The sequence below is a fragment of the Humisphaera borealis genome (assembly GCF_015169395.1).
Classification (GTDB): Bacteria; Planctomycetota; Phycisphaerae; order Tepidisphaerales; family Tepidisphaeraceae; genus Humisphaera; species Humisphaera borealis.
Window position 1 is genome coordinate 391557 of record NZ_CP063458.1, and the last position, 16737, is coordinate 408293.

Annotated in this window: 11 protein-coding genes; 5 read left to right on the top strand and 6 right to left on the bottom strand. The window is 63.9% G+C overall.

Annotated elements, in window-relative coordinates; all coding sequences use genetic code 11:
• Nucleotides 1-86 precede the first annotated feature (86 nt).
• Complete coding sequence (locus tag IPV69_RS01575; protein ID WP_206293158.1) at nt 87-1733, bottom strand: FHA domain-containing protein; 1647 nt, start codon at nt 1731-1733, stop codon at nt 87-89.
• A gap of 498 nt (nt 1734-2231) precedes the next feature.
• On the opposite strand from IPV69_RS01575, the gene IPV69_RS01580 reads away from it, so the two are divergent.
• The 3 genes from IPV69_RS01580 to IPV69_RS01590 all read left to right on the top strand — a co-directional run bounded on the left by IPV69_RS01580 (nt 2232) and on the right by IPV69_RS01590 (nt 6640).
• Complete coding sequence (locus IPV69_RS01580) at nt 2232-3683, top strand: MBL fold metallo-hydrolase RNA specificity domain-containing protein (RefSeq protein ID WP_206293159.1); 1452 nt, start codon at nt 2232-2234, stop codon at nt 3681-3683.
• A gap of 1301 nt (nt 3684-4984) precedes the next feature.
• Nucleotides 4985-5173, top strand: a complete 189-nt coding sequence (locus IPV69_RS01585; RefSeq protein ID WP_206293160.1) for a hypothetical protein — start codon at nt 4985-4987, stop codon at nt 5171-5173.
• A 210-nt stretch (nt 5174-5383) separates the two neighbouring features.
• The gene (locus IPV69_RS01590) at nt 5384-6640 is read left to right on the top strand and encodes a hypothetical protein (protein ID WP_206293161.1); all 1257 of its coding nucleotides are present in this window, start codon (nt 5384-5386) and stop codon (nt 6638-6640) included.
• A gap of 464 nt (nt 6641-7104) precedes the next feature.
• On the opposite strand, the gene IPV69_RS01595 is transcribed toward IPV69_RS01590, so the two are convergent.
• The 5 genes from IPV69_RS01595 to IPV69_RS01615 all read right to left on the bottom strand — a co-directional run bounded on the left by IPV69_RS01595 (nt 7105) and on the right by IPV69_RS01615 (nt 14426).
• Nucleotides 7105-7683: a CbiX/SirB N-terminal domain-containing protein gene (locus IPV69_RS01595; protein ID WP_206293162.1), complete on the bottom strand. Its 579-nt coding sequence runs from the start codon at nt 7681-7683 to the stop codon at nt 7105-7107.
• Between the two features lie 321 nt (nt 7684-8004).
• Nucleotides 8005-9927, bottom strand: coding sequence for a M20/M25/M40 family metallo-hydrolase (locus IPV69_RS01600; RefSeq protein WP_206293163.1), 1923 nt, complete (start codon nt 9925-9927; stop codon nt 8005-8007).
• Between the two features lie 318 nt (nt 9928-10245).
• Entirely contained in the window at nt 10246-12258 is a 2013-nt protein-coding gene (locus IPV69_RS01605; protein WP_206293164.1) for a hybrid sensor histidine kinase/response regulator, read from the bottom strand.
• 49 nt (nt 12259-12307) lie between these two features.
• Entirely contained in the window at nt 12308-12763 is a 456-nt protein-coding gene (locus IPV69_RS01610; RefSeq protein WP_390884371.1) for a response regulator, read from the bottom strand.
• 13 nt (nt 12764-12776) lie between these two features.
• On the bottom strand, nt 12777-14426 hold the full coding sequence (locus tag IPV69_RS01615) for a sensor histidine kinase (protein ID WP_206293166.1): 1650 nt from the start codon (nt 14424-14426) through the stop codon (nt 12777-12779).
• Between the two features lie 371 nt (nt 14427-14797).
• On the opposite strand from IPV69_RS01615, the gene fliM reads away from it, so the two are divergent.
• Both fliM and IPV69_RS01625 read left to right on the top strand, forming a co-directional pair.
• On the top strand, nt 14798-15862 hold the full coding sequence (gene fliM / locus IPV69_RS01620) for a flagellar motor switch protein FliM (RefSeq protein ID WP_206293167.1): 1065 nt from the start codon (nt 14798-14800) through the stop codon (nt 15860-15862).
• A 143-nt stretch (nt 15863-16005) separates the two neighbouring features.
• On the top strand, nt 16006-16683 hold the full coding sequence (locus IPV69_RS01625; protein WP_206293168.1) for a CPBP family glutamic-type intramembrane protease: 678 nt from the start codon (nt 16006-16008) through the stop codon (nt 16681-16683).
• Nucleotides 16684-16737: the final 54 nt, after the last annotated feature.

Below are 16737 nucleotides of genomic sequence, written 5' to 3' on the forward strand. Positions count from 1 at the left end.
CGTCTAAGCTGGCGCCCCGTCGTACCCTTCCGCGCCCCGTGCGCTTGGCGGGCAAGCCCGCCGGCTACACAGTTGGCACGCCTCTCCTAGATCTCGTTCATCCACTGCAGGCGGCCCTGGTTGCTCTTGATGTAGAACAGGGTCGCCTTCTTCCAGCCCTCGTACTTGCCCTTGTCGCGCTTCTGCGCGAGCGCCGTCAGTTCCGCCGAGCTGCTGAGATTGGGTGGTTCGGCTTCACCGTAGCCCATGTTCTCGCGCAGCGTCTTGGTCGACGTTTCGAGGTCCGACTTCATCGTCTTGATCGCCGCGAGCTTCTGCTTCTTGATGTCCAGGTTGTTCTCGTCGAACACTTCGTTCTGTGTCTTGTCGATGTCGGTGCCCAGCTTCTTGATCTTCCTGAAAAGCTGATCGATCCGCTCCCACCAGATGCGGTCCATCTTGCGGTCGATGAACTCGTCAAGCTCCTTGTCGAACTTGCCCGGGTTCAGCCGGCGGAAGTCTTCGAATCGCAGGACCGCAAAACTCTCCTTGCCGGGGTTCTCCGCGAGCGTTTTCATCGCGTCCCACGACGCCGCCATCGCGGGGTCCAGGTTCTCGGCATCAGGGCCGGTGGGTTTGGCCGGCTCGGGCTTCTTGATCGGGTCCATCCCGGGTTCGGTATCGCCGGCCGCGGGTTTCTTGATCGGATCCATCCCCGGCTCCGCACCCGTCCCGGCCGCGGGCTTTTTGATGGGGTCCATGCCCGGCTCTTCGGTGGTTTTCTTCGGCGGCTCCTTGGGTTCCATGCCCGGCGTCACGGTCTGCGATTCCAGCGGGCGGGGCGGCCGGTCCGTTGAGGACGGCGTGCTGTTCGGGTTCTCTTTCCGCGGGTCCACCGTCGCCGAGCCCTTGGGCTTCGTGCCCGAAGGCACTGCCGCGACCGTATTCTTGGGGTTCTTCCCCTTCTGCCCCAGGTTGTCGAGCGTCGTGTCAGATGTGTTAAGGCCCTCAAACAGGCCCTGCTGTTTGGACGACTTGACGATCGTCACGTCCGGCTGTTTCTGGACGATCACCTTCGGCTCATTGCTCTGGCGATACAGGACGAACCCCACAAAACCGCCGATGAGAATCACCGCGATCACCATCACGGTGATCATGCCGCCGTTGTTGCTGCGGGGTTTGCGATAGCTGCTGTACGTCGGAGTAGAAGCCGCCGCGAAGGAGATTTCGTCGGACGATGCGGGCGCTTCGGCCACCGCGGGCGCGTACTGCGGCGGCGCCTCACCGTGCGAGCCGTGGTGCCCGCCGTTGTACGCACCGGCGTATCCGGGACGGCCGTAACTGCCCGACGCCTGATACGAACCATAGCCGCTCGCCACCGCCTGTTGCTGCATGTGGGGCAGGCCCGTCCCGGCGTAACCGGTTCGTCCTTCGGCGGCGGCGGCGGGATCGACTTCGATCGTCGGCGCGCCGGCTTCCGGCCCCACCTGGATCATGTCCCCGATCTGCAGCAGCCTGGCCCCGACCACCTGTTCTCTATTGACGAACGTTCCCGCCCCGGCACCCAGATCCTGTACGGCCCAGTGGCCTTCGTGAATGAAGAGCACGCAATGCTTGGGTGCCACCGTCACCCAGGGAACCTGCACTTCCGCGCTCGATGCGCGTCCGACAACCACCGGCTCGTCCACCGTTCGGTCGGGAAGTTCCAGCACTCGCTCGCCCAGTGCGTGTCTAACTCTAATCTGCAAACCCATGGTGGAACCTCACTTAACTTCAAGCGACTTCGCTCCCAGGCGCGCCCCGCGGGCGATCGTCGCTGTTCCTGAGCACTACATTGTATCGGCAACTCCTTATACCCACTAACGATGGCATCGGTTGCCCGCCGCTCACACCCAGACCGCGGTAGTGAACTCCGCCGCGCAGCGATGTTACGCCGCTTAGTTAGTCGACGTTCATCCCATAGAGTTCCAGCCGTCCATAAAGATTCCGATGTCCCAATCTCCGGTGCGGTTCGCGGCGGCATCGACAATGGTGCGTAACTCGCGTTTTCGGCAACTTCTGGGTGCCATGGGCTGGCGTACTCGCCTGCCCGTGGCCCTTTGACTGCAGTCATGCGTCGCCACGGGCAGCGGAGTACCGCAGCCCATGGCACCCGAATAAGACGCTGTGCCAAAAATCTGCGCTACACCCTCCACAATGCCTGTTGGCCCTACTGGTTTGCCCCGGTACCGCCGTCCGCTACGCTGGTCGCCATGCGCATCCAGTTCTGCGGCGCCGACCGCACCGTTACCGGCTCGTCCCACCTGATCGAAGTCAACGGACTTCGCATCTTCCTCGACATGGGCATGTTCCAGGGCCCGCGCGACGAGGCCCGGCGGATGAACGAATACCTCCCGGCGGACGTCAAAACCGCCGACGCGATCATCCTCTCCCACGCCCACTTCGATCACAGCGGCAAGCTGCCGGTGGCAGTACGCGCCGGGTTCAGCGGGCCAATCTACTGCACACCACCGACGGCCGAGGTGACCAATGTCATCCTCCAGGACGCCGCCCGCATCCAGGTTGAAGACGCCGAGCACCTGAACCAGCGGGTCCGCCGGCTCGACGAGCCGAAGATCGAACCCCTCTTCGCGCCCGACGACCTCGCCGCCGTCTTTCGGCTCGTCAAGCGAGTGCGGTACGGCCAGAAGACCGACCTCGGCAACAACGTCTCCTTCACGTTTCACGATGCCGGCCACATTCTCGGCTCGGCGTACGTCATCGTCGAATGGACCGAGCCGGCGACTGGCACGCCGCGCAAACTCCTCTTCACCGCCGACATCGGCCGGTACAACACGCCGATCATCAACGACCCCACGCCGCTGCCCGGCCCGGTCGATCTGGTCATCAGCGAAAGCACTTACGGCAACAATTCCCACGGCGACATCGCCGCCGTCGAGCCGCAACTGCTCGAAGCGGTCAAGCACGTCTGCCAGACGCGCGGCCGGCTGATCATCCCCGCGTTCGCGGTCGGTCGGACGCAGACCATGCTCTGGTACTTCGAGAAGTTCATCCGCGAGAAGGCGATCCCGCCGCTGCCGATCTTCGTCGACAGCCCGATGGGCGTGGAGGCGACGAAGGTCACGCGGGCGTTCCACGACTACTTTGACCCGCAGACGATCGACCTGATGGGCGAGACGCCGCTCTTCGGCGGCGGCAGGGTGACGCTGGCGTCGACGCGGCAGGAGAGCATGCAGATCAACGCCGCGAGCGGGCCGTGCATCATTATCGCGTCGAGCCCCACGTGCGAGTTTGGTCGGGTGTTGCACCATATCAAGCGAAGCGTTGAAGAGCCGAAGGACCTGATCGTGTTCGTCGGCTGGACGCCGCACAACACACTCGGCCGACGCCTGCAGGCCGGCCAGAAGCGGGTGCGGATCTACGACCGGTGGTACGACCTGCGCTGCCAGGTACGAACGATCCACGGCCTGAGCGCCCACGCCGACGGCGACGAGCTCCTGAAGTTCCTCGCCCCGACGATTCGCCAGCAGACGCAGGCGTTCATCGTCCACGGCGAACCCGACCAGGCCGAAGGCTTCGCGCAGCGCCTGCTGGAAGCCGGCATGGGCAGCGCGATCGTGCCGGCGCTGGAAACGTCGGTCGTCGTCTTCGGCGGCACCAAGCGCGAAGGGCAGCAGGAACCCAGAATCGCCGACGCCGAGTAAGGACCGCAACGCCGTCGCTCACTACGTCACCGAACGAACCCGACATCGCCGAACGAACCCGAGACACAACCGTTCAGTAGTCCGGCCATCCCGGTGGGGCAGGCATTCTTGCCTGTCGCGAACCTGCGATGCCGGCATTCCTGCCGGCCTGAGCAGGATCGCAGCCGGACGCCGACAAATACTGTTTCGCATGACCTCGACCGGGCAAGAATGCCCGGCACTCCGTCATGCGAGACAGGCAGGAATGCCTACCCCACCGGAATACAGGACCGAGCGGTCACCCCGAAATCAGAAAACGATCCCAAGGCGACCGTCCAACCCGCTAGTTGGGGGCAAGTCCACCTGTCCGTGACGCGGCTTTCCAAGCCGTGCGGGTTGCGCCACACACACCCAGCAATGTCCATCCTCAGTCCCACCGTTCCGCCGAACGAACCCAACGCAAGCTCACCAACGACCCCGTCAGTGACACGGGCTTCCAGCCCGTGCATAGTGCGTGATGCTCCAGGCAGCCGTTCAAAAAGCACATCCTTCACCTCCGCCGCCGAATGAACCCGAGACAGCTAAACGAACCCAAGATTCTCGTGGCTCGGGCGTCCCGCCCGTGTCCCCATCACCTCGCCGAACGAACCCAAGGCGACCGTCCAACCCGCTGTCCGTGACACGGCTTTCCAAGCCGTGCGAGTTGCGTCACGTACCCATAAATGTCCATCCTCAGTCCCACCTTTCTGGCGAACGAACCCAGCGCGAGACTGCCGAACGAACCCGAGCTCGCTCCCGGGACCCGGGGCTTCGCGAGTACGCTGCGCCCGCGGCTTGTTTGCCGAACGAACCCGACGCGACGTGGCCGAACGAACCCAGCGTGACATCGCCGAACGAACCCAAGAACCCCGGCCACATGGTGAGGACGTCTCGCGGACACCGAAGCTCCTCCCCGACGCCGGATGGTAAAACCAGACCACCCGGCGCGATCGACCCCGATCGCCCGGCTCGCATCTTTCTCCGCGGAGTAAACGCCAGCGCCAACGGATCACACCCGCCAGTGCCGCGCACGGAGACCGGCCGCCGACAGGGCTGCCAAAATCCCAACCGGCGACCGCGATATTGTACGGTATATGTTAAGTATGGGCGGTAAAACTGCAACCGCATTCTGGGACACCTGCGTTCGATTCACGCCGGTGTGCCCCAAAGCATCGTCCGCACCTACGAGCGGACGGCGTACCATCTGCAGGTCTCGACACAGTGTGTCCTGACCCTGGCCGACGCCGACGGCCCCAACTTCGGCTCAGCGCCAGACCCTGCGGGTGACAGGCGTACACCCGTTCTACCGCACGGCTCCCGCCGCCGGCGGATCGGCCGACACGCCCGGCTGGACCCCCGCCCGTTCGCTGGCCGCCGGCGATGCGGTGCTCGGCGACTCCGGCATCCTGACCGTCGTCGCCAACGCCGGCGAAGCCCACCGGCAAGGCGTGAAGGTCTCTAACCTGCTCTGAGTGGATTGCGCGACGGGTCCAATCACCGTGGCTGCGCCTCAGCGTGGGAACAATCTGTCTAACGACCACACTCTTGGGCCGTTGGAATGGGGGTGAGCGTGCCACACCCGTCGGTACTGCCCGCCGCGTTCCTAGGATCATCGCTGCCCGGGGAATCGGCGGAGTTTCGAAGGCCATCGCCACAGTCCAAGGGCGCACCGGGAGGTCGTCATGAAGTGGGTGCTCTACCTCATCACATCGGTCGCCGCGTTTCTTTTGCCTCTTTCGGCACTCGCAGAAGAACGACCTTCTGCCGCGATCTTCGCAGACCGCCCGGAGTTTTTTGCCGGCGAGCCGATTCGCGTCACGACGATACTGACCAATTCAACCAGCAAGGCGCTTGCCGTCATGCTGTACGGTCGGTCGTCCACGAAGCTGAGAATCCGATCGCAAGCCGGCGATGTGGTTTGGGAACGCCAATTGATCGATTCCCCGCTTTCTAACGCGGACGTCACGGAGGTGGAACCGAATAATCGGCTTGTCGTCGAGGTGGCTGCCTGCTGCACTCGTACGGGTCGCAAGCCTGCCGGGAAGGCTGGCGACCTGACCCCCTTGGTTCTGCCGGCCGGCCGATACGTGATTGAGATCGTGTACTTCATAAGGGGCGGTGCAGAGACATCAGCGAAGACCGACTTTGCGGTTGTTGTCCTTCCCGATGCGTTGGCGGCGGCCCAGAAGGAGATGTCGTCGCCGGACGTGCTTGAATTTCTTTCGGACAACTACATATCTCTGAAGCAGTCCCTGGTCGTTTTGAAACGGATTGCCAAGGACCATCGCGCGGGCGTTCTTGCCGACCAGGCAAACTATGTGCTGGGGTCTTATCTTCTTGCAAGGATGGAGCATTTGGACGAGGAATCCGCGGCGGCGGCGGTTGAGTATTTTCTGGCCGTTTCCGACGCATCGCCGTCGCTGAAGGCGCGCAGCCGCCTTTGTCTGCTCGACGTTGTGGAACGATCTGAGTTTGTATTGCCGTTGAGTGTCTGCAGGGAAATTGAAGCCAGCCTCACGATCTCACGGCTGGCATACGCCTGGTTGAAAACGGAGCAGGAGTGGCGGACTTCACGTCTCGTTCTCGCCAGACGGCGCGCCGTCGCGGAGAACAATATCATGGCGTGCATCGCGATGACGCAGGGTCGATTCGAACTTCCCGAGCTTTCCACCATGCTGGGGCAGATGAGAGGGCCTGTCGATCGAGAAGTTCCACAGCAGCTCATCTCGGCGATCGAAAGTGGCACGCCGAACGTCGCGATCCTCAGTGCATTCGCGCTGGCCCGGACAGGATTGAATTGCGGTGTCGGTATCGGCTCCCTGACTTTTGCGGCCCGCGCTGCGGATGGGGAGTCCGCGAAGCGGGCGATGTATGCGCTGCGCGAGTTGGCCCGCCGGAATGTGGAAGGTGCGGCCGGCGCCATTGAGGGGTCGCGGTAACGTGACTCCGTCACAGGCCCACCGTCAAGGCGTGAAGGTCTACAGCCTGGAGGTCGAGCAGGCCCATACGTATTTCGTCCTCGCCGAACACGCCCCGGCCGACGCGGATGCGGTTTAGGTGCATAAGAATCGAAAAAGGTGGGAATCGGAGATGGGAGCATCACTTTCGAAACGACACGACTGCCGTAGGGTGGGGTTCACCCCACCGCATCGCGATCGAGGTCGAGTTGTGTGGGCCTCGCCGTTGGCGTTCGAGTTCGCGGAACACGGACTTGTGTGCCGCTCGGGAAGTAACACAATCGGTGGTCGAGCGTGGTGCGGTGGGGTGAGCCCCACCTACTTGGCAGGCGAGATTGCTCGGCAGCGTCGCCCGGTGGGCCCGGGTCGGGAATGGCGCGGGCGTCGGGCCTGCGAGGCAGCCGGGACGGCTGCACCACAACGGCACCGATTCACGCACCGTCATTTCAGGCCGGTTGTAATGCCGCCGGCACGAACTTCGCCCCTTCGCTGATCGCCTTGGAATACGGACAACTCGAGCAGACCTGCATGCCCTGGGCGTCGGTCGGGCGGGCGTCGTGGGCGTGGCCGGTGCCTTCGGCGAGCAGCTTGGCGGCAATCGCGGGGTCGCCGCTGCGGATGGTGCCGCGGCAGCTGTCGCACTCGAAGCCGTTGCCCTTGCAGTGATTGGCCCGCTTAAACAGCAGTTCCAGGATCAGGTCGTCGATGCCCAGGGGCATGGCGACGTGGTACTGCGTGCCGGGGTGGCCGACCGCTGCCTCGGCGGCCAGGCGGGGGATGTCGCCGGTCCAGTGCTTACCGGGTCCGAGGAAGAAGGGGCAGACGACGATGCGCGTCGCGCCGCGCTTCACACACGCCGCGTACGCCGTCGCGATCGACGGCTCGGCCAGTTCCATGTGGGCGGGCTCGACGATGTCGTACGTCGCGGTGAAGCGTTCGCCGAACAGGCGGGCGACCTCTTCGAGCATTTCGTTGCTCTGGGTTCGGCGGGAGCCGTGATCGACGATGATGATGCCTGTTTTCATGAGAGACGATGGTAGGGTCCGCCTTGGCGGACGCGACGGTGTTGGTTGAGGGTGGTCGTCGGAATTGAAAACTCGTTGATAGCCGATCGCGTCGCGTGTCACAGACGTTGTCGAAACGGGGATTCACCACTAAGGCACGAAGGGCACGAGGGGAACGAAGGTTCACGAAGAAGAAGCTGGATTTTTGCGCGGCTTCTGTGTCTTTTCATTTCACCGATTCTTCTTCGTGTGCCTTCGTGACCTTCGTGCCTTCGTGGCGAATCCCTGTTTCGGGTAGCGCCAGCCGACGCATGCATCCGAACGCGTCCGCCAAGGCGGACCCTACTTGCGCTCCTTTAGCGTCGCTTCGAGTTCGACTTCCTTGCCGCCGCGGAGGACTTTGAGCTTGACCTTTTGTCCCGGTTTGCCTTTGCCGAGCGGTCCCATCATCTCCATGAGGTTGTTGAGCTTCGTGTCGTCCCAGGAGGTGATGATGTCGCCGTCTTTGAGGCCGGCGGCCTCGGCGGGGGAGCCGGGGGTGGTGCCGGTGATGCGGACGCCTTTGATCGAATCGTCGCTGTAATCGGGGACGATGCCGAGCGTCACCTTCGTTCCGCCGCTGGCGCTGCCGGACGAGCCCATGATGCTCATGCCGCTGGAATCGAACTTGGCGACGTATTCCTCACGCGGCATGACGGCCATGCCCCTGATGACCTTCTCGCCCAGCGCGACGACCTGCTCGATGCCTTCGTAGTTGATCTTGTCGGGCGTATCGGTCGGGCGGTGGTAATCGGTGTGCAGGCCGCTGAAGAAGAACAGCACCGGCACCCGCTTCTTGGCGAACGACATGTGGTCGCTGGGGCCCATGCCGCCTTTGCTCTTGGTGTTGAGCTTGAGCGACGAATCGGTTGTCGCTTCGGCCAGGATCTTGTCGAAGCTCGGGGCCGTGCCCGACCCGCCGACCTGAAGGTTGCCGTCGCGGATGCGGCCGACCATGTCGAGGTTCAGCATGCCGCTGACCCTGGCCAGCGGGACGGGCGGATTGGTGACGAAGTGGTCGGAGCCGATCAGGCCCAGTTCCTCGGCGGTGAAGGCGATGAACAGCACCGACCGCTCCTGCGGGCCGGCGGCGGCGATCTGCTCGGCGAGCTTCAGCATCGCGGTGGTGCCGCTGGCGTTGTCGTCTGCGCCGGGATGGATGTCTTTGCTGAAGGGCGCCAGGCTGCCCGAGCCGCCTCGACCGAGGTGGTCGTAGTGGGCGCCGACGATCACATATTCCTCGGCGTTGCGGCCCTTGCCGGGAAGCACCGCGGCCACGTTGCGGACGGATTTTTCGGTCCGCTTAAAGACCACTTCGCCCTTGAGCTTGACGTCTTTCAGCAACGCCGACTGGGGCTTGGTCTCGGCGTCGATGCGCTTCTGAACTTCCGACAGTGTTCCGGCCTTGCTGGCGGCCAGGATTGCCTCGGCGACCGGCTGCTTCAACTGGATGACCGGGATGCTCGCCCGCATGAACTGGCTCTGCTTGGCGAAAGGTGTGACGTCGTCTTCGTTGCGCCAGTTCGGCGGGTTGACCAGCACGAGCGCGATGGCGCCCTTTTCGGCGGCAAGCTTTGCCTTGGTGGGGATCGAGGCGTTCTCGGAATAGTCGTCCTTCTTGCCGGTGAAGGCGCTCTTGCCTTCCTTGTCGAACGGCTCAAACCGCATCGCCAGCACGACCTTGCCCTTGACGTCGATGCCGGCGTAATCGTCGTAGCCGTACTTGGCATCGACAACGCCGTAGCCGACGAAGACGACCGGGGCGTCGAACTTGCCTTCGGTCGAGAAGCTGAGGGGTTGGAACTGCTTGGTGAGTTCGAGTTTGCCGCCGAGATCTTTGGCCCAGTTGACGCCTTCGCCGGCGGCCAGCGTGGTGGCCGGGTCGACGGTCGTTGACGTCGTCATGGTGAACGGCTGGAAGTAGTTGTCCCAGCCGGGCGGGGGGACGAGGCCAAGTTCCTGGAACTTGGCGGCGATGAAGCCGGAGGCGATGTCGATCCCGGCGGTGCCGGAGCCGCGGCCTTCCAGCGCCGGCGACGCCAGGAAGCCGAGAGTCTTGCGGATATCGACGACGGCGGGGCGGGTGGCGGCGCTGACGACGGGCCGAGCGTCGGCCGGCGGTGTCGGCGTCTCGGAGCGGAGAAATCCCGCCGGCGCAACCGCCAGGAGCAGTGACGCTGCCGCGATGGACCAGCGAAGCGGACGGCGAAAGGTCGGCTTGGGCATAGGTGGATGATTCTAGTCGCGACAACGTGGCCGGACAAAGCAAGAAAGGCGACGGAAGGTTGGGGTGCGGTACGCCATTACGCCTAGGGGAGAAGAGATCACCACGGAGGCATGGAGACACGGAGGTCAACTCGAATCTCCGGCGATTCACGGGATTTGGGAAAGTCCAGGGCAGATTCAACGCGAATGGATGCTCTTAAGAACCAGCCGTCTCATTTTGCAAGCATCTTGGTCGCCGGGTTGCCCTCCGTGTCTCTGTGCTTCCGTGGTGATCCCTCCTGCTGCGCCAGGCGTGTTGAGCCCCGATGGGCGGTGTGATCAGTGAACGGCGGGGGTTTCGGCGATGGCGCGCTCGAGGACGTCCAGGCTCACCGGCTTGGTCAGGTGCAGTTCGAAGCCGGCTTCGCGGCTGCGGCGGACGTCGTCGTCGGTGCCGAAGCCGCTCAGGACGACGCCCCGGATGTCGGAGAAGTCCCGGACCTGGCGCATCAGGTCCAGGCCGCTGCCGTCGGGCAAACCGATGTCGCTGATCAGAAGGTCAAATTGCTGGGCCCGCAACTCGCGGACGGCACCGGCGACGGTGTCGGCCAGGCGAACGTCGTGGCCGACCATTCCCAGGAAGCGGCCCAGCGCGGCGGCGGTATCGGGGTGATCTTCGACCAGCAGAATCGCCAGGCCGCGACGCCGGGACGGCTTGGACGCCGGCTTCATCGCCGGATCGGCCGGGGCGGCGACGACGCTTCGCGGGATCGAGGCGGGGAAGACGACGACGAACGTCGCCCCCTGATCGCGGCCGGCGCTCTGGGCGGTAATGGTTCCGCCGTGGAGGGCGACCAGCGCCCGGCTGATCGCCAGCCCGAGCCCCAGGCCGCCGAACTTGCGGGTGACCGCCTTTTCCCCCTGCTCGAAGGCGTCGAACACCTTGGGGAGCAGGTCGGGGGCGATGCCAATCCCGGAGTCGCGGACGGTCAACTGTACCTGGTGGTTGCCGTTGTCCCCGGGTTGGTCGGTCGTCGAGATCGCGACGAGCCCGCCGGCGGGCGTGAACTTCACCGCGTTCTTGACGAGGTTCCAGAGGATCTGCCGAAGGCGGGCGGCGTCGGCGATCATCTCGGTGCATTTGGCCGAGAGGTCCAGTTCGAGCTTCAAGCCTTTGCCGTGGATGTCTCCCTCGCAAATCCGCAGAACGTCCGTGATCGCTTCGTGAAGGTTCGTCCTGGTCCGCGACAGCGCGAGCTTCCCCCGGCTGATCCGGGTGAGGTCGAGCAGATCGTCGATCAGCCGGGCTTCCAATTCGACGTTGCGGCGGATCATGACCATCGCTTCGCGAAGGGAATCGGGCAGCGAGGTATCGCGTGACAGGTTCTGGGCGGTCGTGAGCACGGGGGTGAGCGGCGTGCGCAACTCGTGTGACAGGACCGCGAGAAACTCGTCCTTGGCTTGATTGGCGGCGTTCGCCTCGGCGGCAAACGCGCGGGCTTTCTCGGCGGCGGCCTCGGCGGCCTCCTTCGAGCGGCGGAGCTCCTCCTCCGCGAGCTTGCGGCTCGTCAGGTCGAGTGTGACGCCGACCAGCGTGGGCCCTTTCCCGGACCGGCCGGTGATCAGCTTCGCCCGGCCGATCAGCCAGCGCATCGGCTGACCGCGGGGAACGACCCGAAACTCCGATTCGCATTCCCCGCCGAGCCGCACGACGTTTGTGAAAGCCTTGGTGATGCGCTCGATGTCGTCGGGGTGGACGTATTCCAGCATGACCGAAGGCGGAGGCGTTTTTCCGGCCGGTAGTCCGAAGTGGGACAGGCAGATGTCCGAGCACTTCAGGTCGCCGCGAAACGGCTCGTACTCCCAGGCGCCCATGCCGCCGGTTTCCAGCGCCAGCCGCAGGCGTTGCTCGCTGTCGCGGAGCGCATCGGCTTCAAGCGCCTTTCGTTCGGCGATGACCTGTCGCAGGACGCGTTCGACGGTGACGGGGAGTGTTTCGAGGAAGTCGTCGGTCTTTCGGACCACGTCGCGCACGCCGGCACGGAGTGCCTCGAGCACGCGGCCTTCATCGCTGAACCCTGTCACCAGGATGGCGGCGGGGGCGTTGCCCCTGGCGGCGAGTTCTCGAAAAAAGTCCAGCCCGGTGACGGGCCCGCTGAGCTGATAATCAACCACCACCAGGCCGACGTCGCTTCGCGGGCTTTGATGGGCGGTCAACTGGCGTTCGGCCTCGGCGCGGCTGTTGGCGGTGATGACCGAGTGGCCGGCGCGTTCCAGCACCCGCCGGCAAAGGGCCAGCAGCCCTTCGTCGTCGTCGAGTACCAGGATCTTGTGAACGGGTTGATCGGCCAAACGTTACTCCGAGGAACAGATGCCGCATCGGGCATCCGCCCAGTTGAGCCTAAGCGTCACCGGCCGCACCGGCCGGAAGTTTCACGACCTGCAGGAAGAAACCGAGCCGCTTCACGGCGTCCACGAAAGGCTCGTACTCCACCGGCTTGGTGATGTAGACGTTACAGCCGAGCTGATAGCACCTTTCGACTTCGCGCGGGTCGTCCGTGGTGGTCAGCATGATGACCGGCAGGGTAGCCGTGCGCGAATCGGACTTCAGTCGTCGCAAAACTTCCACGCCGTCCACCCGCGGCATGTTGATATCCAGGAGCAGCACGCAATTGCTGGCGGCGTTCTCGGATGCCGTCTTGGCGTCGGGGCCGTGAAAGTAGTCCAGCGCTTCCTGGCCGTCCCGCAGTCGGGTGAATCCATTGGCGACGCCGGCGCGGCGGAGATTACGTTCGACCAACGAGGCATGCCCGTCGTCGTCTTCTGTCAGGATGATGTGTACTGGTTCCATTTGCATTGTTGTTCGAGTCTCAAACGCGTGGCGTTTCGGAATGCTCGGCGGCGGCAGCAACCGGGAGCGGGGCCTCGCTGCCGGCGTCGGGCGGCAGCGCGAGATAGAAGGTCGTACCGACGCCTTCGGTGGATTCGACCCAGATTTCTCCGCCGTGGCGTTCGACCGCACGACGCACCAGCGCCAGGCCGATCCCTTCACCCTTGGCGATGTCGCCGTGCAGGCGCTGGAACGCGACGAACACCTTCCCGAGGTATGCGGCGGGAATGCCCAGGCCGTTATCCCGGACATAGTAGGTCATCTTTCCGTGGCGGAGAACGCCGGATTCGCCGGCGGTGCCGACTTCCACCACGCCGGGCCGAGCAGGGTCCAGATAGTTGACGGCATTGCCGATCAGGTTGCCGAAGATTTGCTCGACCGCCGCCGGGTCGCCACGGCAGGGGGGCAGATCTCCGACGACGACGCGAGCAGACTTGCCTTCGATGGTGTTGGCCATCGCGTCGACGACGCGGGCGACCGTGGACTGCACATCGACGGTCTGAAGCCGATACTCCACCCGACCCGCCCGCGACAGGCGCAGAAGAGCGTCGATAATCGAAGCCGACCGGGTGACCGCCGACTGGATGAATCGGATCGAGTCCACCACATCGGCCTCGAGGAGCCGGTCGACGCGTTTGCGGATGTCGGGCGGCACGCGGTCGTCGGAAAGCGTGGATCGCAGGTCTGCGCCGGCATGAGCCAGTTCCTGGCTGAAGCCCTGCAGGTTCACCAACGGCGACCGCAGGTCGTGGCTGACGCTGTAAACGAACATTTCGTTCTCCTGCGTCTGCTGCCGCAGGCTTTCGTTGGCGGCGCTCAATTCGGTGGCTCGCTTCTCGAGCTCGGCCTTGTACCGCCGCTCGGCCTCTACGCCTTCGGACAGCCGGCGTGCGGTCTCGTGCATGACCGCATCGAGCCGGGCGATCTCGTCCCCGCCGGGCAGGCGACCGGCCAGTGGCTGGCCTTCGGCCAGCGCCTCGGCGTTGGCGGTCACGACCGAAACGCGGCGAGACACACCCCTGCTGAAGACGTAAGCAACGAAGCAGGTGACGAGCGTGGCGCCGAACACGCCGCCCCCGATCATCCAACGCTGGCTCGTTCGGGCGGCATGCAAGGCGCCCAATCGCTGGGCCTCGAGCCGCCCCTCCTCCCGGATGAACTCGTCGAGTTCGGCTCGAAGCCGGTCCATCCGGCTTTTTCCCTCGAATGCGATGACCTGCGAGACGGCCTGGTCGCGCCGGGCCGCCCGTACCAGGACCATCATCTGGCGGATCCACGTATCGAGCGACTGCGCACTGCCCAGGACGGCCTTGGCCCGGGACGTCTGCACCGGGTTGTCCGAGACCAGTTTCGACAGGCCTTTGAACGTGTTCAGGGCAGTGTCAAGAAGTCCTTCTGCCTCAGTGCCGAACGTCGGATTCGAAGTAATGATGTACCCCCGCGCCGCCGACTGCGCCATGACGATATCGCTATAGGCAGTCTGGGCTTGCACCAGAACGTCCTTGGTGTGCAAAGCCATTTTTTCGGCTTCGGCGGCGTCCGACAGCGACCGATTCATGAGGAAGATAAAGACCAGCTGGAACAGCAGCGGGACCGCTATCAGCAACAGGCCTTTTTTGAGGAGGGTCATTCGCACGGGGGTGACGCTGGTGGGTGGGATGGTGGATGCCTTATTCGAACGTGGACTGCACTGTGTTCGCGCCAGGCAGTCCCATTTCACAGGCTGGTAACTGAGTTCCAGCGTGAGCCCGGCGTTTACGGAAGGGCTAGTTCGGGCGACTCTAGAATGTCCCGGGGTAACACACAACGCACAAAGTGCCATACGGCCTCAGCCGGCAAATCCGTCGGGTCCGGCCGTTCCTCTAGATTTCCGACGCGGCTGTCCGATAATGACTTCGTGGATCGGGGTCCGCGCTGGTGCCCGGGCTGGAAGCCTGTGCTACGCGAGTCGATTCGGTCGGCAGCCCTGAGCTGCCACCTGCGGCAAGGAGGCCGCACGCGATGGCTGACGTACTTGACCAGTCCGAAGTCGACGCGCTTCTTGCCGCTGTCGATACCTCCCAGGCCTCCAACGGCCCGCCTCCGCAGGTCTTCTCTTCCGGCGGCACGTCCTCGGTCGAAGTTCACGTTTACGATTTCAAACGTCCCGAACGCGTCAGCAAAGATCAGATGCGGGCGCTCGAGGCGCTGCACGAGGGTTTCGGCCGAAATTTTGGAGCCGCGCTGTCCGGCTACCTCCGCACGATCGTGGAAGTTTCCGTCGCCCACATCGAGCAGCTCACGTACTCCGAGTTTATCCATTCGCTGCCCAATCCTACGTGCTTCAATCTGGTCAAGGCCGAGCAGCTCGACGGGCAGATGTGTCTGGAAATTTCGCCGCTGATCATCTATCCGATCATCGACCGACTGCTGGGCGGGAGCAACGCCGACCTGTTCATCCCGCAGCGGCCCCTGACGCAAATCGAGCAGCGGCTGGTGCAGCGGATCACCGACCGCGCGATGCAGCACCTCTCGGAGGCCTGGACGAACCTGACGCCGGTCACGTTCAGCGTCAGCGATTTCGAGAGCAACCCGCAACTGGTGCTGATCGTCCCCCCGAACGAAACGGTCGTGGTCGTCAGCTTCGAACTCAAGATGGGCAACCGCGCCGGCACGATGAGCCTGTGCATTCCGTACAACGTGATTGAGCCGGTCATCGGGCTGCTGAATCAGCAGAACTGGTTCAGCTATCAGCGTAAGGGAAGCCAGGACGAGCACCTGCGAAAGCTCACGCGCAACGTCAGCAACGCGCCGATCGAATTGAGGGCATTCCTCGCGGCCACGACGATGACGCTCAATGAGCTCATGTCGCTGCAGGTGGGCGACGTCATCACCACCGAGAAGCCGATCGAAAAGGAAATCCTGATTCAGGTCGAGGGTCGTAACAAGTTCCTGGGGCAGGTGGGCCGGCTGCGGGGAAGCAAGGCCGTGCAGATCACCCGGCTGTGTCAGGACGCCACCGAAGGCCTGCGGGCCGAGGCGCTGAGCGCGGCGGCTGGCAGCGCCAGCGGGACACCAGGGTCATGAGCCGGTCTGCCAGCCGGGCCGCCGGCGCAAGGCGTCCCTCCGAAGGCACCGGTCGTACAAGAAGTGCGCGGCGGCCGAGGCGCTCGAACGGTCGGCCACGCGAGGTGACATCGACCTATCTCGAAGCGTCTGAACGCCCGGGCATGAGCCTGCTGGTCCTGCTGCCGTTCGTCATCGTGTACGAACTTTACGCAGCGGGACTGATCGCGTCGGGGCCTGTGGGGGCGGTTCGATCGGTGCCTCACATCACGGCTTTCCTGCTGATCGAGGATTTGTTCCGATTGCTGGGCGTTGTCGGGCGGCACCTGCCGGCGTTCGCGCTGACCGCGATGCTGCTGGGGGCGCATGTCCTTCGCAACGATCGGTGGCGCTTTCATCCGGCCGTTCCGTTTGCGATGGGCATCGAGGGGATCGCCTGGGCTGTCCCGCTGCTGATCTTCGGCTGGGTAATGGCAAGATTCGTGACGCTGGGGGGCGGGGGAATTGGCGGGGAATGGGCGATTCTTTGCGTTGGCGCTGGGATTTACGAGGAAATGGTGTTCCGGCTGATGCTCGCGTCGATCCTACTGCTGATCCTGAAGGACCTCGTCGGCGTACGAACGGGGGCTGCGGTGGTGACGGCTGTAGTCGTCAGTGGGGTGCTCTTTGCACTGTATCATTACCTGAGTCCTGCTGAGGACTTCCGGCTGCGGACGTGCCTTTTTCGAACAGGGGCCGGTGTCTACTTTGGGGCACTATTTCTGCTGCGTGGATTTGGTGTAACTGCAATTTGTCACATGGCTTACGACATTTTTGTGGTGGGAATTCTGTCGCAGGCATGAACCAAAGATGAATTATTTCCTACCCAAGAGGAGTGTGACCTCTATAATGCCTCC